Genomic DNA, 22,666 nt, shown 5'->3' on the forward strand with positions numbered 1-22,666 from the left:
CTTTACTCACTCACTGGGCTGTTACAAAGTCACTGTAAATACCGTTACTGTCGAAGGTTGCAACCTGAAATTCGTACTCAGCACCCGGTAGATCTTCAATCAAGTACTGATCGGTCGAAGCATCATCGATGACCAGGGTCGTGAATTCGTCTGTACCAGTTGCACGGTAACGAATTTCGTAACCACCAATTTCCTCGATACTCAGTGGGTCACCGTTGGCACGCTCCATTGGCACATTCCAGTACAACGTGGCCGACAGGGTATCGGGATCGGGATCGGGCACTGGTATCGAGTCACCTAAAACCAGCGTCACAATGGTATTCGCCACGACGGTACCATCAACACGAACCGTGAGCGTATTGTCGCCTTCTACCAATCTGTCCAACGGCAATGCGTTAGCCGTGCTTGTGTTACCACCCGCATAGTCGTAGGGATAGACTTTGTCTTGACTGAACCAGCCACCGTTGATGTAAAACTCAACACGACCGATATCCGTGTCATTGGTGTTCAGTGTCAGATAGTAGGCTTCGTCTTCCTTCAATGTTAACCCATCAACCACCTGGGTATTCGTGCGTGACGGATCCAAAGAGTAATCCAGCGAATAGCTGATGGGTTCCGGTTCGGGAGTCGGCTCTGGCTCAGGTGTTGGCTCTGGTTCTGGAGTCGGTTCCGGCTCTGGCTCTGGAGTCGGTTCCGGCTCTGGCTCTGGAGTCGGTTCCGGCTCTGGCTCTGGAGTCGGTTCCTCAGCCTCTACAACAAAGCGGGAGGTGGCCACGACTTCCCCATCAATGCGCACCTGGATGGTATTCTCGCCCGGATCAAACCAATCCATATTCTGGACATTGGCCGCGATGTTATCGCCGCCGTTCAGATCGTAGGGATAGCTTGAATCGGCGTTCATCATCACATCATTAACGTAAAACTGAACGACGCCCAAGGCGGCGTCCGACGTCAGATAAACATAATAACTGCCATCCTCATTCAATGCTGCATTTTGCAGGTTAGCGCCGGAAGCCCGGTCTGCACGAACCGAATACATCATTTCGTAAGAGCGGTTATCAGTGTCGGTGTCATCACCGATAAAATTAGAAGTTCCTTCTTCTAGTTGGCATCCTGCCAGCGCCATCGAGGCCACGACCGAATATGAAAGAGTGAACTTCATCATAAGCTTTTCTACTACCTTTGCTGTCATGGGTGAAAGTTCACGCATGGTATCGATGCAGGTAGTGAATAACTGTGAGCGAGTTCCGACCGAATTTTTTATTACATTCAACAGGTTGTTTGACGGTTTAAGGCTAAAAACCGTCAAACCCGCCAGAAAAATTTGAAATTATTGGTTTATAAAAACCTCCGTCACATTGTGCGTCTCGACCCTGTCACAGGATGGAAATCAGAAACCTAAAGTTTTGACGATTTTGACTTCTACCCGAAGCCCGCACAGTGTTTCAGAAGAGCCGAGCGTCTCGGCAGAATGTGAAGGTGATCACCAAACCAGGCGTTCTTTACATTTCTAATTGGCACTCAACGGCGATTGACCTCGGCGTGGGTCTTGCCACTTAACGAACCCAAAGCTTGAATTAAAAATCACAGGCACTAGTTATTAATCCAGGTTTCGCCCAGAAACAGAGTCAAAAAAACGGATCCGTAGCGCCGTGTGTTGCGGTCGGAAATGGTTTGAATATCCTGCTGTACTTCGAGGGCATGGCCGACCAGAGGCAAGCCTTTAACGCCAATGAGCCCCGAACCCGGGGCAGTGGTTAACTTTTGAGCTTGTAGCCGGTTTTGAAAATCCACCAGACCAGGCCTATAAAGAGCACCAAAAAACCGAATGTCATGCCCGTACTGACAGCAATGTGTACATCCGATACGCCGTAAAAACTCCAGCGAAAGCCACTGACCAGATACACCACCGGATTCAACAGCGTCACTCCCTGCCAGAACGGCGGCAACATATCGATGGAGTAAAAGGTACCGCCGAGAAACACCAGTGGTGTGACAATCATCATCGGTACGATCTGCAATTTCTCGAAACCGTCGGCCCAGATACCAATTACAAACCCCAGAAAGCTAAAGGTTACCGAGGTCAGTATCAGAAAACTGAACATCCAGATTGGGTGATCGATGCGGTAATCCACAAAAAACGTTGCCGTGATCAGAATGATCAGCCCCAGGATGACCGATTTGGTCGCTGCCGCCCCCACATAGCCCAGCACTATCTCAATGTACGATATCGGTGCTGACAACACCTCGTAGATGGTGCCTGAAAACTTGGGCATATAAATACCAAAGGAGGCATTGGAAATACTCTGCATCAACAGCGTCAGCATGATCAGACCGGGGATGATATAAGCGCCGTAACTGACGCCATCGATATCTACCATGCGCGAACCGATGGCCGAGCCGAAGACAACGAAATACAACGAGGTAGAAATCACTGGCGTGGCAACGCTTTGCAGCAGGGTGCGCCAGGTACGAGCCATCTCAAACGTATAGATGGCGCGAACAGAATAGAAATTCATGTGTGCAGTATCCTTTATTGACCGTGAACCAATCCCACAAAAATATCTTCCAGCGAGCTTTCCCGGGTACGCAGATCCCGGAATTCAACGCCGTAACTGTTGAGCTTTTTGAGTAATTCGGAAATACCGCTGTGCTCTTGCTGGGAGTCAAAATTGTAGTTCAGTTCCCGTCCGTCTTCGCTGAGCGTCAGCGGCATATCCGACAATGAATCCGGCACTTGCTCCAGAGGTTCACGCAACGACAGGGTTAGCTGCTTTTTGCCCAGTTTGCGCATCAGCGCCGTTTTTTCTTCGACCAGAATAATTTCGCCCTGGTTAATCACCCCAATACGGTCAGCCATCTCCTCGGCTTCTTCAATGTAATGCGTGGTGAGAATGATGGTGACGCCCTGCTCGCGCAAGCCACGCACCATCTCCCACATATCGCGTCGCAACTCGACGTCGACACCGGCGGTCGGCTCATCCAGAAACAGGATCTTAGGCTCGTGGGACAGCGCCTTGGCAATCATCACCCGACGCTTCATCCCACCCGACAACGCCTTGATTTTTGCGTCGCGTTTATCCCAGAGCGACAACTGGCGCAGAATTTTTTCCAGATGCTGTGGGTTCGGCGCTTTGCCAAACAGCCCTCTGGAGAAATTCACCGTGGCCCAGACCGTTTCGAACGCGTCGGTGGCCAGCTCCTGCGGAACCAAACCAATTTTGGCGCGTGCCTGACGAAAGTCGGTCAGAATATCGTGACCATCGGCGGTAACCGTGCCACGTGTAGGGTTGGCGATGCCACAAATAATGCTGATCAGGGTGGTTTTACCGGCTCCGTTGGGGCCAAGCAAAGCGAAAATTTCGCCGGTATTAATGTCCAGATCGAGGTTTTTAAGGGCTTCGAATCCTGATGCGTAGGTCTTATTCAGACCTTGCACAGAAATAATGGGGGGCATGAGTGCTCCTAAAAGTTAATCCTTAAGTTTCGAAGTTCGCTAGTGTGACTAGCGGCGGGTGCCGGGTGTGCCCCTGTGGGGTAGTCCGCAGCAGGGATGCTGCGGCCTAGGCTCCATGGATGGATTCACGCCGACCCCTCAGGGGCACACCCGGTAGCCGACGCGGGCCAATGCCACCGAGCCGAACTGAACTGAACTTCGAAGCTTGAGCTAATAAAGATTGGCGGTCACCTTACAGCAAACCGGCCTCTTCGTAATAGCGCCGCGCACCCGGATCCAGTGGCGCGGACAGACCATCCTGTATCATCGTTGCCGGATCCAGGCTGGCAAAGGCCGGATGCAGCCGGGTCAGTGTCTCGAAATTCTCGAAGACTGCCTTTACCAGCTGATACGCGACTTCGTCCGGCATCCTGGCTGTGGTCACAAGCTACTCCGGCGTTGCATCAACGCCATTAGTGTAGTGGATGACCGACATTATTCCGTCTTGTGTTCTTCACGGCCATCGGCATGACGGGCAAAGCGCCCACTTGCCCGCTCATGCACCTGATCGTGTCGCGGCCAGGGCCAGCCACCAAATTCATCCTTGCGGAAGTCGGCAAACGTCTGGCGAATCTCCGCCTCAGTGTTCATAACAAAGGGGCCGTACTGAACCACCGGCTCGTCGATTGGCTTGCCCTGCAATAGCAACAGACGAACTTTCTGCTCTCCAGCTTTAAGGGTTACCGCCTGTGCTGCATCCAGCCGGGCGCCCTGACGTGGCATCAGCCCGGTGTCATCAACCTGAATGGCCCCGCCCTCGAAACAGTAGAGCGTACGGTTTACGCCAGCGCGGGTGGCTGGCAAAGTCCATTCTGCATTGGCATCCACGTCGATGATCCACACCGCAACGTCATTGGCCGGATCTGAAGCCCAGGAATCCGGTGGCGGTGGTGGTGCCTGGTGGCCTTCAAGTTCACCGGCAACTACGGTCACAGAGGTACTCCGTCCCGCTGCATCCGTCGTTATCACCACAGGCGTATCTTCACGCCAAAGCATCGAGAAATGCGGTGGCACAGCCTTATGTGTGGCTGGCAGATTGATCCAGATCTGAAACAACTCCATCGGGTTGTCTTCGGTTTGACTTAACAGCGGAAACATTTCCGAATGCTGAACGCCATTGCCCGCGGTCATCCACTGGGTATCACCCCCGCCATAGCGCCCGGCCGCACCCAGCGAATCGGCATGATCAACCATGCCTTTGGTGACCACGGTAATGGTTTCAAAACCGCGATGCGGGTGTGCCGGAAAGCCGGGAATCCGGTCGCCGTGATACATGCGCCAATCCTGGCTCCAGTCGAAATCCTGACCAATCTGACGACCGGCCAGCGACGCCTGCGGCCCCATCTCGGCGTTACCTCTTGGGAACGCATCGTTGTGATGGACACAGAACAGGAAAGGATCGGCCGTTTGCCAGGGAAACCCCAGCGACAATACTTCTTTTACTGCCTTGCTCATCAGATACCTCGCTTGATTGGCTGGCGTAACGGAGGCTGAGTCGCCCACCGGCCACGTTATTTCGGGCTGCACATTCAGCCCTGGCTTTATCTGTCAGACACTATGGGGGCATGTGAACACTTTTTCACCACCCTGACGGCGGCCAGACTTTGACAATGGCAAAACCCTCTACCAAAGTGAAGCCGTTGTAAGTCTTGATGCAGATCAAGACCCGCACAGATCAACAGTGCCACAGTAGTTTCATCGACTCGACTTTACGGGCCTCAGCCACCATCGGATGACGCCCGACCCGCAGGAGAGATCATCATGAGCAAACTGATACTGGTTCCCGTAGACGGCTCCGACCCGGCAAAAAAAGCCATTGAGTTCGCGGCCGACTGGGCCAAGCACCATAACGCCAGCTTATTGCTGTTGCATGTCCCTGAACCCCCGATCGGAGACGAGGTTATGGTCATGGGCGGTGCATCCATTTACATGCACGCCACGCCCGATGAATTGCGTAAAGTCGGAGAGTCCATCGTTGAGGCTGGTGTCAAGCTGGCGAATGAGCTGGGCTGTAACACGGTGGAGACCGCCGTCGAAATCGGTGACCCGGCTCGCAAAATCGTCGCCGTTGCCGAGGAACGTAACGCCGACATGATCGTCATGGGTACGCGCGGCCTGGGCGACTGGAAAAGCCTGCTGCTGGGCAGCGTTTCGCACAAGGTGACCAATCTGGCTGAATGCACCTGCGTGACGGTGCGCTGACAGCCCGCTACCGGCTTTTACTGTCGCTTACATGGCCAATCCCGCCCGGGCTTTGTATCCTTAGGGAACATTGTTTAGGCGGGGTTGACCCTTGTCCGACCGGAAACTGAGCACGCGTTCCAACACTCAGGCTATTGATCAGTTCATCGATCAGGCCGCCAAACTCCCTGTCGCCAGCCAGCAGCAAGGGCGCATCCTGTTTGCGCTCGACGCGACGGCCAGTCGCCAACCCACCTGGGATGCTGCCTGCCATCTGCACAGCGAACTGTTCCTGGCCACCGAATCCGCCGTTGGCATTGCCATTCAGCTCTGCTACTACCGGGGTTTCCGGGAGTTCAAGGCGACTGACTGGGTCACCCGACCCGAACGTCTGCTCAATGCCATGAACCGGGTACAATGCCTGGGCGGACAGACCCAAATCGGGCGAGTACTGCAGCATGCCATGAAAGAAACCCGCGCCAAGGCCGTCAAGGCGGTTATTCTGATCGTCGACTGCTGCGAGGAGGGTGTTGATCCGCTTTGTCAGCAAGCCGGTGAACTGGGCATGCTGAACACCCCGCTGTTTATTTTCCAGGAAGGCAATGACGTCCAGGCGCGCAATGCTTTCCAGCAGATGGCGAAACTGTCCGGCGGTGCCTGGATGCCGTTTGACCACCGCGCAGCGGCGCAACTGAAAGACTTGCTGGGCGCCGTGGCGGTCTACGCCAGTGGCGGCCAGCGCGCACTCGACGATCTGGCCCGCGCCGGCTCCGCCGACGTTAAACGTTTGACCCAACAGTTGAAGCGCTAATTGTGACTCCGATTTCCATTCTGTTCCTGTTCGTTATTGTGCTGGTCTTAGGTGTGGCACTGAAACGCATGTCACCGGCACAACGAAAACGGCCGCTGATCATTGGCCTGATCACCCTGCTGGTTGGGGGCCTGCTGTTTCTGGCAGCCACCCAGCGTTTATATCTGCTGGGTGTTCTGCTGGCCGTCATGCTGCCCTGGGCCCGTCGCCTGCTGCCGCTGTTGATACGTTTTATACCGTCGCTGTTGTCCCGCCGCCAATCAGGCAAGGCCAGCGGTGCTAATGGCCAGACTTCGCGCGTTCAATCCGTCCTGCTCGATATGGAGCTGGAGCACGACAGCGGCATCATGCACGGCACGGTGCTGGCAGGCCCTTTTGAAGGGAAAGCGCTGGCCGATCTGGAAGAAAACGAATTTCTGAACCTGCTCAACTATTGCCGCCAAAACGACGCTGACTCGGCCCGGTTGCTGGAAACTTATCTCGATAAACGCTTCGGTGACCGCTGGCGCCAGGACGACCCGGGCGCCCGGCAGGACGATGCTCAACAGCAACACGGCAACGACTCAGGCGCTATGACCGACGCCGATGCATTCAACATTCTGGGCCTGGAACCCGGCGCCGACCGCGATGCAATCATCCAGGCACACCGCCGCCTGATGCAAAAAGCCCACCCCGACCGCGGCGGCAGCGACTGGCTCGCCGCCAGAATCAATGCGGCGCGCAGTCAGTTATTGGATGAGTGAGCTCCATCTGGTGTCGTGAGACAGAAATTCGCAACACAATCAGCCCAGGTGGCAACTGCTTCTTCGGCGCCAATCGGACTGTCGGGTACGCCTACTGGGGGCACGCTGTAAATACATCCATGTAAGTTCGGAGACCGCATCCATGCGGTCTAACGGCCCCCAGTAGACGCACCCAACAGTCCTTGGAATATAAGTGGCTGAATAACCTCGAATTTCTGTCTCATGACACTAAATCACCTCAAAGCTCAGCGACACCGCCGAAGCCGACTGTCCGGTAACCTGCTCAACATCGTGCCAGTGGCTGCTGGCAAAGCTGAGTATCTGCTCAAACCCGCCTTCCCGGTTCAGATCCGCCAGGGTGTAACCCGTCTTGCGGGTCAGAAAAGGGCGCTGTTCGTCCAAACCATCTGACTGTACCGTCGCCCTTACTTCAATTCGTTGCTCCGGCTGTGCTACCGCAGCGCGGCCGATCCAGTTCACTTCAACACGCGGTAGCGCTTTCTGCTGAATGGCCCTGGCACCGGCCGCTACCCGGGCGGCATCGGCCAGCAGGGTTGCGTCGAGCTTCAACAAGTCTGCCCAGCGAAGGATCACATCCGCCTCTGAGCTGCCATTGAGAATAAAGTCATCCACGTCTTCGCGGGAAAAACCGTGATCGGGTGAGAACATCAGCCGGTTGCGCACCACGTTATGGACGTTGTCCAGGCTGGCGCAGCCCAGCACCTGAGCCAGAAAGTGGGAAAACAGCGTTGTCATGAAGCACCTCGATCACATCGGCAATGTCGTAAAAAAATGGGACCAGGCTGATCGGGAGAAAGAGGTATGCAGGTGCAGGAAAGCTCGGGAAAGAGGCGCTTTAGCTGCATTTGTATACCGCTCGCAAGTTACACATTAAATCAGCGGGTCATCTGGACGAAACTATATCAATATATTTTGATATAGCAACAATAAAAGGCTTGCCAAGGTTCCAATTCTGGCTATTATTCCGCCACTTAATTCGATGAACCGTCATGAACCTGATTTCCTTCGATATCTTTCGTACCCTCGGTTTCCCGGATATCCAGGTCATCAAACCCGAGCATTTTTTTCAGCACAAGGAAGCCATTCGCAACGCTGACTGGGTGCTGTTTCCCGAGTACTGGCAGCTCAATGCTCTGCTTTATGGGCTGAATGCCCGGGTCTTTCCCAGCGAAGCAAGTTACCGCATCGGTCACGACAAGGTAGAGATGACACGCGCCTTCGAGACAGTCGCTCCCGCCAACACCCCGCTGACGCTGATCGAACCCAATGGTCCGCTGCAACAGGAACAGCTATGGGATCTGATGACCTTGCCCTTTGTCGCCAAGAACCCCAAAGCCAGCATGGGTGAAGGCGTCTGGCTGATCAAAGACCGGGCCGACTGGCGCCGGTATTGCGACCAGGCCAGCGTGCTCTATGTTCAGGAATACCTGCCCATCGAAAAAGACCTGCGCATCGTTGTGATCGGCAATCGGGTACTGACGGCCTATTGGCGCCACCAGGCCGACCAGGGCTTTTACAATAATGTCGCCCGTGGCGGCTGGGTCGAATACGGAAAAGTCCCGGAATCGGCGATTGAACTGGCGCTGTCGGTTGCACGCGACCTTGGCGTCAATCATGCTGGCTTCGACATCGCTATGGTCGGCAACCACCCTTACCTGCTGGAATTCAACCGGCTGTTCGGCAATCAGGGCCTGAACAAGGGTTCAGAGCTACAAGACGCCATTCTCGGCTATCTGCGCGATGCGCATACACCCAGAAACCCGGAGGGCCCGACCACCCCATCACGCACCTTTCCGGTGGCGGTTTAACCCGTCGGCGATTCAGTGTCATGAGTCAGGATTTCGGCGGAGCGATCTAGCATAGGAGTGCCAAGCAAGTGAGTAATAGTTTAACTGTTTGTTTTTTAACGCCTTTTCACCGCAAGCACGAGCATCGCCTCAACCGTATCGGCTACCAGTTTACACACAGCCTTATCCACAGACTTTGTGGGTAAGCGATCTGCAAACGACCTTGCAGCCACGGGCTCGGGCCCCAATAGCCAGTCACAGACATTTTTTTAATTAAAACAGAGAGCGTGGAATGAACCTACTCACCCCCACCAAGGGGTACTGGCTGACACCCGCCATTATCTATATCAACACGGCCTTGTTCATACTGGTCGCACTTTATACCCAAAGCATCATGTGGTTTCCCGCCCGGGAGCTGGTGGTGCTTGGGGGTAATTTTGGGCCCCTGACTGTCGACGGTCAGTGGTGGCGCTTGCTGACCAGCGTCTTTCTGCACGGCGGGCTGCTGCACCTGATCTTCAACGCTCTGGTACTGGCCAACATTGGCATATTTCTCGAACCACTGCTGGGCCGGGTATCCTTCGCCATTGTGTATCTGGTGACGGGGCTGCTGGCAAGCCTGACCAGCCTGATGTTCAACTACGGCGTTGTCTCGGTCGGTGCCTCAGGCGCCATCTTCGGTATGTACGGCTTCTTTCTGGCCCTGCTGACCACCAAACTGTTCAAGCGGGAATTTCGCACTACCTTCCTGAAAAACACCCTGGGCTTCGTCGCATTGAACATCGCCATCGGCTTTTTTGGACCGATTGACAATGCGGCCCATCTGGGTGGACTGATCAGCGGGTTTATTCTCGGCTATGTCTGGCTGCCCTTCGTACGCCGACGCGTACTCAGCTCGGCCCGCGCCTGACCCATCGCACCTGTCAGCCAGTAAATATACGGGTCGGCGACCACGCAGGCTGTTCGAACGGCCCGTTTCAACACCGGGTTTTGTCAAGACCCGGTAACCTGTGCTAACGTGCGACACTCTCCCGACGGTGTTCTTCACTGTCCAGCGGCTTCCCGCTTGTAACGCCCTCAGTGGCACTCATTATTCCAGGAAACATCTCGTGATACGTGGTTATGTTGACGTGCTTCGGTCTTACTGGCCGATGCTGGTGTTCGGATTGCTGACGGTTTTTTTCGGCAACTTTGGTCAGTCGTTTTTCATTAGCTGGTTCGGCGCGCCGATTCAGGAAAAGCTGGGTTTGTCGGCGTCGGCCTATGGGTCCGCCTACTCGGTAGCCACCCTGATCAGCGGTCTGACCATCATGGCCATTGGCGGTTTGGTCGACAAACTGTCGCTCCGGCTGTTTATAACCCTTATTGCACTCGGCTTGTTCGTCGCCAGCCTGCTGATGTGGCAGATGAACTCGCTGTTCAGTCTGGTCATCGCCCTCTTTATGCTTCGCTTTTTCGGTCAGGGCCTGATGCCGCACACAGCCATGACGGTCATGGGTCGCTACTTCTCGGTCAACCGGGGCAAATCAATCAGCATTGCCGGTAACGGCGTACCGCTGGGCGAAATGATACTGCCCAGCTTGTTGGTGCTGATCATCGCTTTGGTTGGCTGGCAGAACAGCTGGCTGGTGGTTGCTTTGGTGGTTATTGGTGCGTACTTGCCCACGGCCCACTGGCTGTTGCACCGTGCAGGCCCGAGCGAAGTTGAACGGCTGGGTATGGAAAAACGACTGCGTCCGGACGACATTCCCGATGGATCACGTCGCACCGTCCTCAAAGACAAACGATTCTGGCTGGCACTGCCTCTGCTGCTGGCACCTGGGTTTATTGTGACCGGTATTTTCATTCAACAGGCGTTTATTCTGAGCGAGAAAGGCTGGAGCACCGGACTATTCGCCACCAGCTTCATCGTTTACGGCGGCGTTCACTGGGTCGCCTCACTGGTCACCGGCACTCTGGTCGACCGTTATTCCGCGGCCCGCCTGCTGATATTTCTCGGCGTCCCGCTGTTCGTTGGCCTGGTGCTGGCTGGCACGTTCGAAGGCATCTGGGTCGTCTTCATTATGATGACCATGCTCGGCATCGGCATCGGCATGACCGGCACCATCATGAACGCACTCTGGGCCGAGATTTACGGCACCACCCACCTCGGCGCCATCCGTTCACTGATTACCGCGCTCGGCGTAATCAGCACCGCTGCGTCACCTGTCTTGCTGGGCCTGATGATCGATGCGGGTATCACTGCTTCAGTTTTATTGTGGTCAATGGCCGCCTATGTGCTGGTCAGCCTGGTACTGGCACGGCAGTCATTTCGGGTTTGGCACGCACCGCTTTAGAAGTTGAAACTAGCCACCTGACAAGTGCTGGCTACCGGGTGTGTCTAGCTGGGGTAGTCCACAGCATGGATGCTGTGGTCTAGGCCCCATGGACGGGTTCACGACGACCCCAGCTAGACACACCCGGTGGCCTGCACGAACGACTGGCACCCAAGCAAACCCAACGGGTAGCATACCTAACCACCAAAACCTCAGGCAGGCTGTTGCTCAGTAAACACAGCCAAAAAAGCCTCCCCATATCGCTCCAGCTTGCTGTCACCGACACCGGAGACTGAACGCATGTCATCCAGACTTTGTGGCCGCATGGCCAGCATGTCTTTCAGGGTTTTGTCGTGGAAGACCATAAAGGGGGCGAGGTTGTGTTCCAGGGCAAGCTGGCGGCGCACTTCGCGCAGGGATTCCCAGAGTGGCTGGTCTTCACTGGCGATGTCGTCACTGACTTTTGGCTTGCGTTCACCGCCGGTTTTAATCGGGGTTGCATCGCGACGCAGAGCGAGATGCTGCTCACCTTTTAAAACAGGTCGGCAGGCATCGGTTAGTTGCAATCCACCAAAGCCTTCCGGGTCCACATTGAGATAGCCCAGCGCCACCAATTGACGCATCACCGAGCGCCAGTCATTGACGCTCAGGTCCTTGCCAATGCCATACGTCGACAGTTGGTCATGACCGAAGCGGCGCAATTTTTCGTTTTCACTACCACGTAACACGTCGATGATGTGGTTGGCCCCGAAGCGCTGGCCCGTCCGGTACACGCAAGACAAAGCCTTGCGTGCGGCGTCCGTAGCATCCCAGGTTTCAACCGGCTCAATGCAGGTATCACAATGGCCGCAAGGCTGTTCCAGATGTTCATCGAAATAACGCAGCAGCACCTGGCGGCGACAGGTGGTCACTTCGCACAAGCCCAGCATGGCATTCAGCCGTTGCTGCTCGTATCGCTGGTGCTCATCACTGCCTGTCGACTGGGCCATCATCTGTCGCAGTTTGACTACATCTTCAAAACCGTAGAGCAACAAGGCCGTCGACGGTTCGCCATCACGACCGGCACGACCGGTCTCCTGATAGTACGCTTCGATACTCTTTGGTAAATCCAGGTGCACCACAAAGCGGACATCCGGTTTATCGATGCCCATGCCAAACGCAATGGTCGCCACCATAATGATGCCGTCTTCGCGCAGAAATCTGGATTGATGATCCTGACGAATGTCTGCCGACAGACCCGCATGATAGGGCAAAGCGTTATAGCCCTGGGTGCGCAACCAGTCGGCGGTTTGTTCAACCTTCTTGCGCGACAGGCAGTAAACAATGCCCGCCTGTTCTTCAGGCGTTTGCTTCAGAAACGCCAGCAATTGTTTGCGCGGTGTTTGCTTGGGCTGAATTCGGTAAAAAATATTGGGCCGGTCGAAGCCGCTGATAAAGGCCGGGGCGTCCAGCAAGCCCAGCCGTTGCTGAATGTCTTGTCGGGTGCGCTGGTCGGCGGTCGCCGTTAGCGCGATGCGCGGCACTGACGGGAACTCGCGCTGCAGCACATCCAGCTTTAGATAATCGGCCCGGAAATCATGGCCCCATTGCGATACGCAATGCGCTTCATCAATGGCAAACAAACTGATGTTGGCGCCCTTCAACAATTCAAGCGTACGCGGTTGCAACAGACGCTCCGGCGCGATGTAGAGTAAATCCATTTCACCGGCGAGCAAGGCGGTTTCGGTTTGTTGTACCGCATCGAAAGACAGCGTCGAATTCAAAAAGCCAGCGCGAACGCCCAGCTCACGCAAGGCATTAACCTGATCCTGCATCAGGGCAATCAGCGGGGAAATCACCACACCCGTGCCGGGCCGCACCAGAGCCGGTATCTGATAGCATAGGGACTTGCCACCCCCTGTGGGCATCAACACCAGAGCATCCTGCCCCGATACCAACGCATCGATCACGGCTTGTTGCGGGCCACGGAAGGCATCGAAGCCAAAAACGTGGTTGAGAACGGAGAGAGGCGTCTGTGTCATACCCCGCAGTATACCGAAAGCAGGGGTCGCCAACAGGGGCGCAACCAGGGTATTCGTGTCAATTCGATCACAGGACTATACTAAAAGTGAAATTTCGGAGGTGGCACATTACGAGCAGCGGGTGCCGGTGGTGCCTCTGCGGGCTAGGCTCCATATTCGGATTCACGCCGACCCCGCAGAGGCACCACCGGTAACCGACGCGGACCATAGCCACCGAATACAGACAGGAATTACCGGTTATGACTAACACCAAACAGCCACCGTTTAACCGCGACCAGCACCTGGCTCAGCCGAATACTCACGAGGTTTTCAATCAGCCCGCCCCTCTGGCCGATTACAACCTCTACCAAAGCGACCAGGCGCTGCAACACTGGATTGGCGTGTTTGGTGGCGGCTGGGCTAAACCCGAACTGACCGCCTACGGCGCGCGCTGTGGTGGCGATTTGATCGAGGCCGGCTTCGCCGCCAACACCGTCGAACCGACGTTCCACTCTCACGACCGATTCGGCCAGCGCATTGACGAGGTTCGGTTTCACCCGGCCTATCATGAACTGATGAAAACCGCCGTCGAAGCGGGCGTTCCGTCCCTGCCCTGGCGGGAACCTAAAGCTGGAGCGCACGTCGCCCGGGCCGGGCTTGAATATCTGCACATGCACGCCGATGCTGGCTCCGCCTGCCCGCTGACCATGACCTTCGCCGCGGTACCCGCCATTGCTGGCACAGAGTCGGTTGCCAAAGACTGGCTACCGAAAATTACCGCGCGCCACTACGACCCGAGAAATGTGCCGTTTTTTGAGAAAGCAGGGCTCACCATCGGCATGGCGATGACGGAAAAACAGGGCGGCTCCGACGTGCGCGCCAACACCACCCGCGCCTATCCGATCAGCAAACGAGGCCCCGGTGAACGCTACCAACTGATTGGCCATAAATGGTTCTGCTCAGCCCCGATGTGCGATGCCTTCCTGACCCTGGCACACACAGAAGCCGGACTGTCCTGCTTCCTGCTGCCACGCTGGCGGCCCGATGGAAGCAAGAACGCCCTGTTCATTCAACGCCTGAAAGACAAGCTCGGCAATCGTTCCAACGCCTCCTCGGAAATCGAATTCCGCGGTGCCGAAGCCTGGCTGCTCGGCGACGAAGGCCGGGGTGTACCGACCATTATCGAGATGGTCGCGATGACCCGCTTCGACTGCACCGTCGGCTCCGCCGCCCTGATCCGCGCCGCCACCGCCCAGGCCCTGCACCACACCTCGGGCCGGTCAGCCTTCGGCAAGCCCCTGCACGACCAGCCGCTGATGCAAAACGTGCTGGCCGACCTTGCCATTGAGTCCGAGGCGGCGCTCTCACTCGCCTTGCGAATCGGCCATTCACTGGACCAGGCGGCTGATTCTGAACACGAAAACCTGCTGGCGAGACTGACCAACCCGATCGGCAAATACTGGGTCTGCAAGCGCACCCCACACCTGACCTATGAGGCGATGGAATGCATAGGCGGGGTGGGCTATGTCGAAGAAAACGTTCTGCCAAGGCTGTATCGTGAAGCTCCGGTCAACGCCATCTGGGAAGGCTCAGGCAACATTCAATGCCTGGATGTGCTGCGCGCCGTACAAAAAACACCGGACGCCCTGACCGCCCTGTTCCAAGAGCTGGATCAGGCCAGAACCCAATCGCCCCAATACGATGCCCACCTCAACCAATTACAACGCGACTGGGCCAACACCAACGATCTGGAATACCGGGCCCGGGCCTTGGTCGACCCGATGGCACTGGCCCTCCAGGCCAGCATCCTACTACGCCACGGCGACCCCGACATCGCCGACGCTTTCATCGCCTCACGGCTAACCCCCGGCACCCAAGTCAATCTGGGTGGACTACCCACGGGAATAAACTGCAAGAAGATCATTGACCGGGCGGTACCCGTGATGAGCTAGTGGCTGCCTGCGGCACGGTCCAATTCAGTGCCAGGAAGTCCGTGCTGACTACCGGGTATGCCTAATCGGGGTCGGCGTGAACCCGTCCATGGGGCCTAGACCGCATGATATGAATCCCATCCATGGGATTCACCCTTCGGGCTCGCTGCGCTCATGCTAAAACGCTCCTGGCGTTTTAGTCCATGTTGCGGACTCCCCCGCTTAGGCATACCCGGCAGCCAACACTTAGTTTGGCGGTTAACTTGGGATACTGGAAAGATATATCCATTGGCAGGCGCAAACCACTAACGAGTACAGGTCACCATTGTCGCATCGGCTTCATTGGTCCGCTCAACCAGACGGTTCCGGGTCAGCTCAACTATGGTGCTGACCGACTCGGCCTCCTGCATCATGCCGGCTTCCATTTGCGGGATCATCATATCCACCATGGGGTTGGGTTCACCCAGGTTGACGGCGCTGACCTCTGTGGTGGTCGTGGTCAGCTGATCGCCCTGCAACGACCAATTGCCGCTGCCGGTGACACCCAGATTCATCGGGTCCATCGACGGTACCTCCATGTTCATGGTCATGTCATACTCAGCAGAGCGGTCGGCGCGGTAACTAACCTTTAACTGCATATCGAGTTCCACGCCATCGGTGGTTTCCGAGTAATCACAGTTCCAGGTGCCCACCAGCAGATCAGGATCGGGCTCAGCCAATGCCAAGGGGGCCAGGGAAGCGATAAACAGGCCTGCGGTGAGCTTTGCAATAGGTTTCATGGGTCTTCCTTAACGGATGAATGAACCCTGAGTATACCCATTCAGGTGTAGTTTGTTCAGGACCCGCCTCACAATAGTCACACCCTGACCGCTTGGTTATGCCGCCCTTTGTAGGGTTGATTCTGCACAGGATTGAGCAATGGAGTCTTCATTTTTCGGGGTAGCTTCATTACTCTGCGCTCAACTTGATTTCGAGGTCTGTCGGAGTTGACCCTCTATTTGGATTTATAGAGTTATATTTGATGACACTCCAAGTGCCAGGCGCTGGGTGGGCCTATCCGGGGTAGTCCGCAGCATGGATGCTGCGGCCTAGGCTCCATGGATGGATCTACGCCGACCCCGGATAGGTCCACCCAGTGTCTGGCACGACTTCCAGCCGATAGGTCAAAAGCAACCACAGACCCGCACTTGTTTAACCTGGCGGGTCATTATCACCAGCCAACTTAACGCAACGCTCTAATCTCACAGGAACACCTCTTGAATACAGCTTTCCCAACTCAGACATCCGATCGCACCTGGTGGAAAGAAGCCGTGGTGTACCAGATTTATCCGCGCAGCTTTATGGACAGCAATGGCGATGGCATTGGTGACCTGAATGGCATCATCAGCAAGCTCGACTATTTGCGGGAACTTGGCGTTACGGTGCTTTGGTTGTGCCCGATTTTCTCGTCACCCAATGACGACAACGGTTATGACATCAGCGACTACCAGGGCATTATGGATGACTTCGGCACCATGGCCGACTTTGATCGCCTGCTTGACGAAGCCCATAAACGTGGATTGCACATCTTGCTCGATCTGGTGTTGAACCACAGCAGTGATGAACACCCCTGGTTTCTCGAATCGCGTTCGTCAAAAACCAACCCGAAACGCGACTGGTATATCTGGCGCGAAGGCAAAGATGACCAGCCACCCAATAACTGGGAAAGCATTTTTAACGAATCGGTGTGGGAGCATGACGACGCAACCGACGAATATTTCATGCACGTGTTCTCGCGCAAACAGCCCGACCTGAACTGGGAAAACACCGACATGCGCGCCGCACTCTATGACATGGTGCGCTGGTGGCTCGACAAAGGGGTCGACGGCTTTCGGATTGACGCCATCTCCCACATTCGCAAGCAGCCCGGTTTGCCGGACATGCCGAATCCCAAAGGCCTACCGACCGTGCCCTCCGCCGCCGGCCATATGAATGTCGACGGCGTCATGGATTACATCAGTGACCTGTGCTCCAACACCTTTGCCCACTATGACATCATGACCGTCGGCGAAGCCAATGGTGTCTCCGTCGACGAGGCGCCAGAATGGGTCGCCCCGGAGAAGCGCAATTTCAACATGCTGTTTCAGTTTGAACAGCTCAAACTCTGGCAAACCGACGGCGCCGTCGGGCTCGACCTACCGCGCCTGAAACAGGTGCTGACACGCTGGCAAAAAGGGCTGGAAGGTCGCGGCTGGAACGCCTTGTTTGTCGAAAATCACGACATACCGCGCATCGTTTCAACCTGGGGTGACGATGAACACTACAGACGCGAAAGTGCCACTGCCATCGCCACCCTGTATTTCCTGATGCAGGGCACGCCCTTTATTTACCAGGGCCAGGAACTGGGGATGACCAACTACCCCTTCACTGAACTGCAACAATTCGACGACGTTGCCATTCACAACCTGGCCTGGCAGCGCCGCGAACAGGGCTGGGGCGAGGAGGACATTCTAACCAGCATTCGCGACAACGCTCGCGACAATGCACGCACCCCGATGCAATGGGACGGCAGCAAGCACGGTGGTTTCACCACCGGCACGCCCTGGTTGGCGGTGAACCCGAACGCCCGGTACATCAACGTCGCCGCCCAACAGCAAGACCCCGATTCCGTGCTGGCCTACTACCAGCAACTGATTCGGCTGCGCCGCGAACACCCCACCCTGATCTACGGACAATACGACCTGCTGTTCGATAACCACCCACAGATTTTTGCCTACCGCCGAACCGCAGACAGGCAGTTTGTGGTGATGTGCAACTTGAGCGATGCGCCAGCACGTTTCGAGCCAGCGGCACTGCAGCTGGTGGAGGCAAGGCTTGTACTGGGCAATCAAACCGCTGACCAGCCGGTCTTGCCGGGGGTGCTGAGGCCATACGAGGCACGGGTGTATCAGGCCGGTCCGGCGTAACACGCTGGAATAATTGCGCTAGTCATTGCCGGGGGCGTTATACTAACGATTGATCCGATAACGAACGGCAACAGTAAGTGCAATGTCAGATACCTCGAACGCTACCTCAGCCTGCTGTGAACGTGTCGCCCAGAGGATGTTTCCCGGGTTGGCACTGGGCATTGCGGTGTTGTTTTCACCCACCATTGCGACCGCAGAGCAGGCCACTACTCTGAAACTGGTAACCGGGGATCATTATGCGCCGTTCTCCGACCAAAACCTGCCCGAGGGCGGCCTGGCGACGCATCTGGTGACCTACCTGTTCGAGCAGATGAAGCAACCGGTTAACGTTGATGTGCTCAGTTGGACAGAAGGGTACCAGGCAGCCCTGAATGGCGACTACGCTGGAACCTTCCCCTACATTCAGTCACAAGAGCGCCTGGCTGGCTTTTTATTCTCCGAACCCCTGTTTACCGTCAGTTCCTTTGCCTATGTCGATCAATCGAGCACTATCAACGCCCGCAGGCCAGAAGACCTGGCCGGGCTGACGCTGTGCCTGCCGGAAGGCTTCGCCCATGGTTTTGTGCTGAATGAACTGGTGCAAAGCGGGGCCATCACCCGGATCACCCCACCCGACCTGCCCAGTTGCTTTGCCATGCTGCAATCGGGCGAGGCCGACTTCGTCAAGATCAACCGCTACGTGGCACGCGAGCTGCTGCGCAATGCGGGTGTGCCACATTCGGCTATTCGGGCACTGTCCTTTCCGGTGGAAACCCTGTCGATGCACTTTATAGCGCCGCGCAATCAGGCCGGATCTGCGGCATTGATTGCAACCTTAAACCAGGCTCTGGCGGAGCTACAGCGGGATAACGAATACGCTCGGTTTATCGATGACTACCTGTCGATTATCTATCCACGTCAGATACCTTCCAGTTCCGTGCCGTAATCTGGCCCCCAACGCTTGCGAATGCGGTCCATTACCTCAGCCAGCGCCAGCGAATCGGCCCAGCTGTGTTCTTCGCATTGTAGTAACCCGGCCGCCAAACTGCGGTTAACCGCACTGAATTCATAGTGATAGCCACGGCCCAGCAAGAGGTACTGCTGCTGACTGACCGGCGCCTTACCTACTTGCCAGCGTGCCGCCTGGCTGGCAAACCAGGGCGCTTTGATGTTCACCCAACCGTTTTCGCCACAGATGGCGGCCTCGGTCGGTAACGGAAAGTCCAGGCTGTACGACAGCGATGCCCGGGCACCACCGGCGAAGCTCAACACCAGGTCAGCCGAGCGATCGACCCCACTGTTACCCAGCGTCACGTCACCCTCGATCGACTCCGGTGAACCGAACAAATCCAGGGGTAACAACAGCGGGTAAATGCCGATGTCGAGCAACGCTCCACCGGCGAGTGCAGGGTCATTCAAGCGGTGGCTGGGGTCGGCCGGTGCCGCAAAACCAAAACTGGCCTGGCACTGTTTCACCGCGCCGATCCGACCAGATTCCAGATTCGCCAGGATCGACCGGTACACTGGGCTAAACCGGGTCCAAAGCGCTTCCACACACAGCACCTGGCACCGCTCGGCGGTGTCATAGAGCGTCTTTGTCTGGGCTGCATTCAGGGTCGCCGGTTTTTCAACCAGTACTGCCTTACCCGCCTGCATCGCAGCTTGTGCCTGCGCGAAATGTTGAGTGTGCGGGCTGGCAATATAAACGACATCGATATCGCCCCTGGCCAGCATCGTATTCAAATCAGCATAAGCCTGTTCCAGACCGTGACGGTCGGCGAACGTCTGGGCGCTTTGCTGGCTGCGTGAACAGACAGCGACAAATCGGCCCCCGCTGCCATGGCGGGCATCAGCCACAAACTGATCGGCCATGCCACCCGTGCCGATAACGGCCCAGCGATAGTTCAAAGTTGAGGGGTCAGACGTCATTCAGGTCACTCCTTTGGCCGCTTGGAACCGCCTTTGTTGTAAATGCTTGAGTTTCGGAGTTTGCCACGGATCGAGTCCCAGGTGCCGGGTATGCCTCTCCGGGGTAGTCCGCAGGAGGGATCCTGCGGTCTAGGCTCCATGGACGGATTTACGCCGACCCCCGGAGAGGCATATCCGGTGCCTGGCACGGACTCTTGGCAATACAGCCAAACCGAACTCCGAAACCCGAGCTACTGAACCCGAGTAACCCGATTCATAAATCGCTGCGCCCGGGCTTCGCGTTCTTCATTCTGGCCTTTGTACAATACGGAAATTTTAATCCAGCTCGAATCGACGGCGTAAAGCCGGTGCCGCTGAATGCGGTTTTCAGCATCATACAGGGCATAGCGAGCGGCTGACTCACTGCTTTGCAGCGGTTCATACACATCCCCCGCTACCTGTTGCCGGTCGGTCTCCAGCATCTGTTCTGCCAGCTCAGACAAGGGCTCAGTCAGATCACCCGACTGTACCAGGAAATCCATACCCCGACGGCGCAGAAACCAGGCATCAGATTCTGCACCCGGCTGTGCACTGGGGGCGGCTTCCCATTCAACCGTCACGGAGTCTTTCACGGTGGTGGTCACGTAGTCCGGCTGATCGACTGGTTTCAGGCGGGTTGGCCATTGCAGGTAGGCAAAACCAATCAGTAAAACAACCACGACCCAGAAGGTGGGTCGGCGTATGGCGTCGCGCCAGCCGGTGACCTCGGATGGGTCGGCTGACGAGTCATCGGAGCGGTGCATCACAGCGGGGTTCTCTTAAACAGGCTAATACGCGAGTTTCACTGTTCCGGCTAACTTCGGTACCTGGAGTCCGTGCCAGGTACCGGGTGTGCCTATCCGGGGTCGGCGTAAACCCTTCCATGGGGCCTAGACTGAAACATCCATGTTTCAGACTTCCCGGGATAGGCACACCCGGCACCTGGCACCTGGCACTCAATGAGTAGCAAACGTCGAAACTTAAGTAATTAGCAAACGAGCTTGAATGAGCTGGCCGCACTTTACCGCAATGCACCCGTGCGGGCCAGAGCCGGTCAGTCCTGAATCTTTGAGAACTCCCGGTCGAGCTCGTATCGCTTGGAGGTGACATACCGCTCCATCCGTTCGACCCGGCTTAACGTCCGGTTCAGCCGTTCCTGGGCTGTACTCAATCGCTCACCTGGGCTCTCCCCGTAACGAAACAAGTTACGGGGCCGGTCCTGATGGCTGTTTTCATCGTATTGAAATTCCTGTTGAACCGGGCCTTTGGGGCGCGGCGCCATGGCGACGCAGGCGCCTATATACGCCAGCACGGTCAGGAAACCGAAGAACATGAAGCCGGCCACGACAATGAGACGGGCGATCCAGGGTTCGATGTTAAAATGGTCGGCCAGACCCGCGCACACACCGCCCAACCAACCGTCTTTCTTGTTCCGGTACAGGTTCATGCCAAAGCCGTCACGGCGGCGCTGCCAGAATTCTTTCTTAGTCATGAGAGTCTCTCCGACGCGTTAGCGTTCTCGCTTCCAGCGGGGGCTGCGTTCATCCAAAATGCCTTCCAGGGCATCGACCCGGTCGACGACCTTATCGAGGGTACGCAACAGGTCGTCCAGTTTTACCTGATCATCTTCCGACAGACCTTGTCGAGTACGCCCTTTGTGACGGTAGTCCAGCACCAGCCAGATCGGCATCACCACCACCAGAAACAGAATGGTCGGGACAAACAAAAATTCAAAAAAATGCATGTCTTACTCCTTGTGAGCCGACCGGACCGGTCAGCCCGGGGCTCAGTTTTGTTCCGGGCGGTTTTTCATTTTGGCTTTCAGCCGTTCCAGTTCCAGGTTGATGCTGTCGTCCCGGACCAGGCTATCGATCTCACTGGCCAGATCAGTGCGTTCACCCTTGCCCAGATCCATCGCCTCGATCTCGCTTTCCATCGAATCCATACGGCGCTCGTAGCGCTCGAATTTATCAAAGGCGTCCTGCAACGATTCACGCGACAACTGCTCCTTGGCCCGGCGCCGGCTCGACACCGTCTGATGCCGCATGACCATGGTTTTTTGCTTCGCTTTGGCATCGGTCAACTTTTGTTGCAGTTGCCCTATCTCACCGGACAGCTGCTTCAAATGTTCATCCAGCGCCTTGAATTCCTGCTCAATGATAGCCTCTTCCTCCTGCAGCACCTGCTTTTCCGCCAGGGCAGCGCGGGCCAGATCTTCGCGATTTTTCTCCAGCGCCAGTGTGGCCTTGGCTTCCCATTCAGCGACTTCCGCATGCAAACGGTCGAACCGGCGCTGGGCGTCTTTCTTGTCGGCGATGATACGCGCTGAACTGCTCCGCACTTCCACCAGCGTTTCTTCCATCTCCTGAATGATCAGCCGAATCATCTTCTGCGGATCTTCGGCGCGGTCCAGCAAGGCGGTCAGATTGGAATTGATGATGTCGGTCAGTCTCGAAAAAATACCCATAATACGTGCTCCTGTTTGCCAAATAGTTGAAATTACCCAGGCT

The 22,666-nt window shown here is 56.2% G+C and carries 22 protein-coding genes; 9 read left to right on the forward strand and 13 right to left on the reverse strand.

Annotated features, from left to right (window positions below; genetic code table 11):
- Positions 1–10: 10 nt before the first annotated feature.
- The 5 genes from WEB54_RS03355 to WEB54_RS03375 form a co-directional block, all read right to left on the reverse strand.
- On the reverse strand, positions 11–1,192 hold the full coding sequence (locus tag WEB54_RS03355) for a fibronectin type III domain-containing protein (protein ID WP_368053239.1): 1,182 nt from the start codon (positions 1,190–1,192) through the stop codon (positions 11–13).
- A gap of 565 nt (positions 1,193–1,757) precedes the next feature.
- A complete protein-coding gene (locus WEB54_RS03360; RefSeq protein WP_368053240.1) occupies positions 1,758–2,519 on the reverse strand; it encodes an ABC transporter permease in 762 nt (253 codons plus the stop codon).
- A 14-nt stretch (positions 2,520–2,533) separates the two neighbouring features.
- Positions 2,534–3,457, reverse strand: coding sequence for an ABC transporter ATP-binding protein (locus WEB54_RS03365; RefSeq protein ID WP_368053241.1), 924 nt, complete (start codon positions 3,455–3,457; stop codon positions 2,534–2,536).
- A gap of 232 nt (positions 3,458–3,689) precedes the next feature.
- Entirely contained in the window at positions 3,690–3,881 is a 192-nt protein-coding gene (locus WEB54_RS03370) for a TAXI family TRAP transporter solute-binding subunit (protein ID WP_368053242.1), read from the reverse strand.
- 50 nt (positions 3,882–3,931) lie between these two features.
- Positions 3,932–4,951, reverse strand: a complete 1,020-nt coding sequence (locus WEB54_RS03375; protein ID WP_368053243.1) for a pirin family protein — start codon at positions 4,949–4,951, stop codon at positions 3,932–3,934.
- Positions 4,952–5,257: 306 nt separating this feature from the next.
- Between WEB54_RS03375 and WEB54_RS03380 the strand changes: the two genes are divergently transcribed.
- The 3 genes from WEB54_RS03380 (at position 5,258) to WEB54_RS03390 (ending at position 7,231) form a co-directional block, all read left to right on the forward strand.
- Positions 5,258–5,698, forward strand: a complete 441-nt coding sequence (locus WEB54_RS03380; protein ID WP_368053244.1) for a universal stress protein — start codon at positions 5,258–5,260, stop codon at positions 5,696–5,698.
- Between the two features lie 91 nt (positions 5,699–5,789).
- Positions 5,790–6,488 (forward strand): vWA domain-containing protein, encoded by a 699-nt coding sequence (locus tag WEB54_RS03385; RefSeq protein WP_368053245.1) that lies wholly within the window; start codon positions 5,790–5,792, stop codon positions 6,486–6,488.
- 2 nt (positions 6,489–6,490) lie between these two features.
- Positions 6,491–7,231, forward strand: coding sequence for a J domain-containing protein (locus WEB54_RS03390; RefSeq protein ID WP_368053247.1), 741 nt, complete (start codon positions 6,491–6,493; stop codon positions 7,229–7,231).
- 228 nt (positions 7,232–7,459) lie between these two features.
- Here the strand turns inward: WEB54_RS03390 and WEB54_RS03395 are convergent, their stop codons facing one another.
- Complete coding sequence (locus WEB54_RS03395) at positions 7,460–7,987, reverse strand: hypothetical protein (protein ID WP_368053249.1); 528 nt, start codon at positions 7,985–7,987, stop codon at positions 7,460–7,462.
- A 254-nt stretch (positions 7,988–8,241) separates the two neighbouring features.
- Here WEB54_RS03395 and WEB54_RS03400 point away from each other — a divergent pair, with 254 nt between their 5' ends.
- The 3 genes from WEB54_RS03400 to WEB54_RS03410 all read left to right on the forward strand — a co-directional run bounded on the left by WEB54_RS03400 (position 8,242) and on the right by WEB54_RS03410 (position 11,375).
- A complete protein-coding gene (locus tag WEB54_RS03400) occupies positions 8,242–9,060 on the forward strand; it encodes a RimK family alpha-L-glutamate ligase (protein ID WP_368053251.1) in 819 nt (272 codons plus the stop codon).
- Positions 9,061–9,331: 271 nt separating this feature from the next.
- A complete protein-coding gene (locus tag WEB54_RS03405; RefSeq protein WP_368053253.1) occupies positions 9,332–9,949 on the forward strand; it encodes a rhomboid family intramembrane serine protease in 618 nt (205 codons plus the stop codon).
- A gap of 199 nt (positions 9,950–10,148) precedes the next feature.
- A complete protein-coding gene (locus tag WEB54_RS03410; protein WP_368053255.1) occupies positions 10,149–11,375 on the forward strand; it encodes an MFS transporter in 1,227 nt (408 codons plus the stop codon).
- 191 nt (positions 11,376–11,566) lie between these two features.
- Here WEB54_RS03410 and recQ read toward each other — a convergent pair whose 3' ends face one another.
- Positions 11,567–13,375: a DNA helicase RecQ gene (gene recQ, locus WEB54_RS03415; RefSeq protein WP_368053257.1), complete on the reverse strand. Its 1,809-nt coding sequence runs from the start codon at positions 13,373–13,375 to the stop codon at positions 11,567–11,569.
- 239 nt (positions 13,376–13,614) lie between these two features.
- On the opposite strand from recQ, the gene WEB54_RS03420 reads away from it, so the two are divergent.
- Entirely contained in the window at positions 13,615–15,306 is a 1,692-nt protein-coding gene (locus tag WEB54_RS03420) for an acyl-CoA dehydrogenase family protein (protein ID WP_368053259.1), read from the forward strand.
- A 284-nt stretch (positions 15,307–15,590) separates the two neighbouring features.
- Here WEB54_RS03420 and WEB54_RS03425 read toward each other — a convergent pair whose 3' ends face one another.
- Positions 15,591–16,064 carry a hypothetical protein gene (locus WEB54_RS03425; protein WP_368053261.1) on the reverse strand — a complete coding sequence of 158 codons (474 nt, stop codon included), beginning with the start codon at positions 16,062–16,064 and terminating at the stop codon, positions 15,591–15,593.
- A 477-nt stretch (positions 16,065–16,541) separates the two neighbouring features.
- Between WEB54_RS03425 and WEB54_RS03430 the strand changes: the two genes are divergently transcribed.
- Together WEB54_RS03430 and WEB54_RS03435 are read left to right on the forward strand one after the other, a co-directional pair.
- Positions 16,542–18,230 carry an alpha-glucosidase gene (locus tag WEB54_RS03430; RefSeq protein WP_368053263.1) on the forward strand — a complete coding sequence of 563 codons (1,689 nt, stop codon included), beginning with the start codon at positions 16,542–16,544 and terminating at the stop codon, positions 18,228–18,230.
- An 82-nt stretch (positions 18,231–18,312) separates the two neighbouring features.
- Complete coding sequence (locus WEB54_RS03435) at positions 18,313–19,155, forward strand: substrate-binding periplasmic protein (RefSeq protein ID WP_368053265.1); 843 nt, start codon at positions 18,313–18,315, stop codon at positions 19,153–19,155.
- Here WEB54_RS03435 and WEB54_RS03440 read toward each other — a convergent pair.
- The 5 genes from WEB54_RS03440 to pspA all read right to left on the reverse strand — a co-directional run bounded on the left by WEB54_RS03440 (position 19,128) and on the right by pspA (position 22,623).
- Positions 19,128–20,138 carry a Gfo/Idh/MocA family protein gene (locus WEB54_RS03440; RefSeq protein ID WP_368053267.1) on the reverse strand — a complete coding sequence of 337 codons (1,011 nt, stop codon included), beginning with the start codon at positions 20,136–20,138 and terminating at the stop codon, positions 19,128–19,130. The genes WEB54_RS03435 and WEB54_RS03440 overlap by 28 nt on opposite strands.
- Positions 20,139–20,368: 230 nt before the next feature.
- A complete protein-coding gene (locus WEB54_RS03445; RefSeq protein ID WP_368053269.1) occupies positions 20,369–20,923 on the reverse strand; it encodes a hypothetical protein in 555 nt (184 codons plus the stop codon).
- Positions 20,924–21,210: 287 nt separating this feature from the next.
- Positions 21,211–21,648, reverse strand: a complete 438-nt coding sequence (locus WEB54_RS03450) for a PspC domain-containing protein (RefSeq protein WP_368053271.1) — start codon at positions 21,646–21,648, stop codon at positions 21,211–21,213.
- Between the two features lie 18 nt (positions 21,649–21,666).
- Entirely contained in the window at positions 21,667–21,900 is a 234-nt protein-coding gene (pspB, locus tag WEB54_RS03455) for an envelope stress response membrane protein PspB (protein WP_127557669.1), read from the reverse strand.
- A 42-nt stretch (positions 21,901–21,942) separates the two neighbouring features.
- Positions 21,943–22,623: a phage shock protein PspA gene (gene pspA, locus WEB54_RS03460; RefSeq protein WP_368053273.1), complete on the reverse strand. Its 681-nt coding sequence runs from the start codon at positions 22,621–22,623 to the stop codon at positions 21,943–21,945.
- Between the last annotated feature and the right edge of the window lie 43 nt (positions 22,624–22,666).

This window comes from Saccharospirillum sp. (genome assembly GCF_040881935.1).
Taxonomy (GTDB): domain Bacteria; phylum Pseudomonadota; class Gammaproteobacteria; order Pseudomonadales; family Natronospirillaceae; genus Saccharospirillum.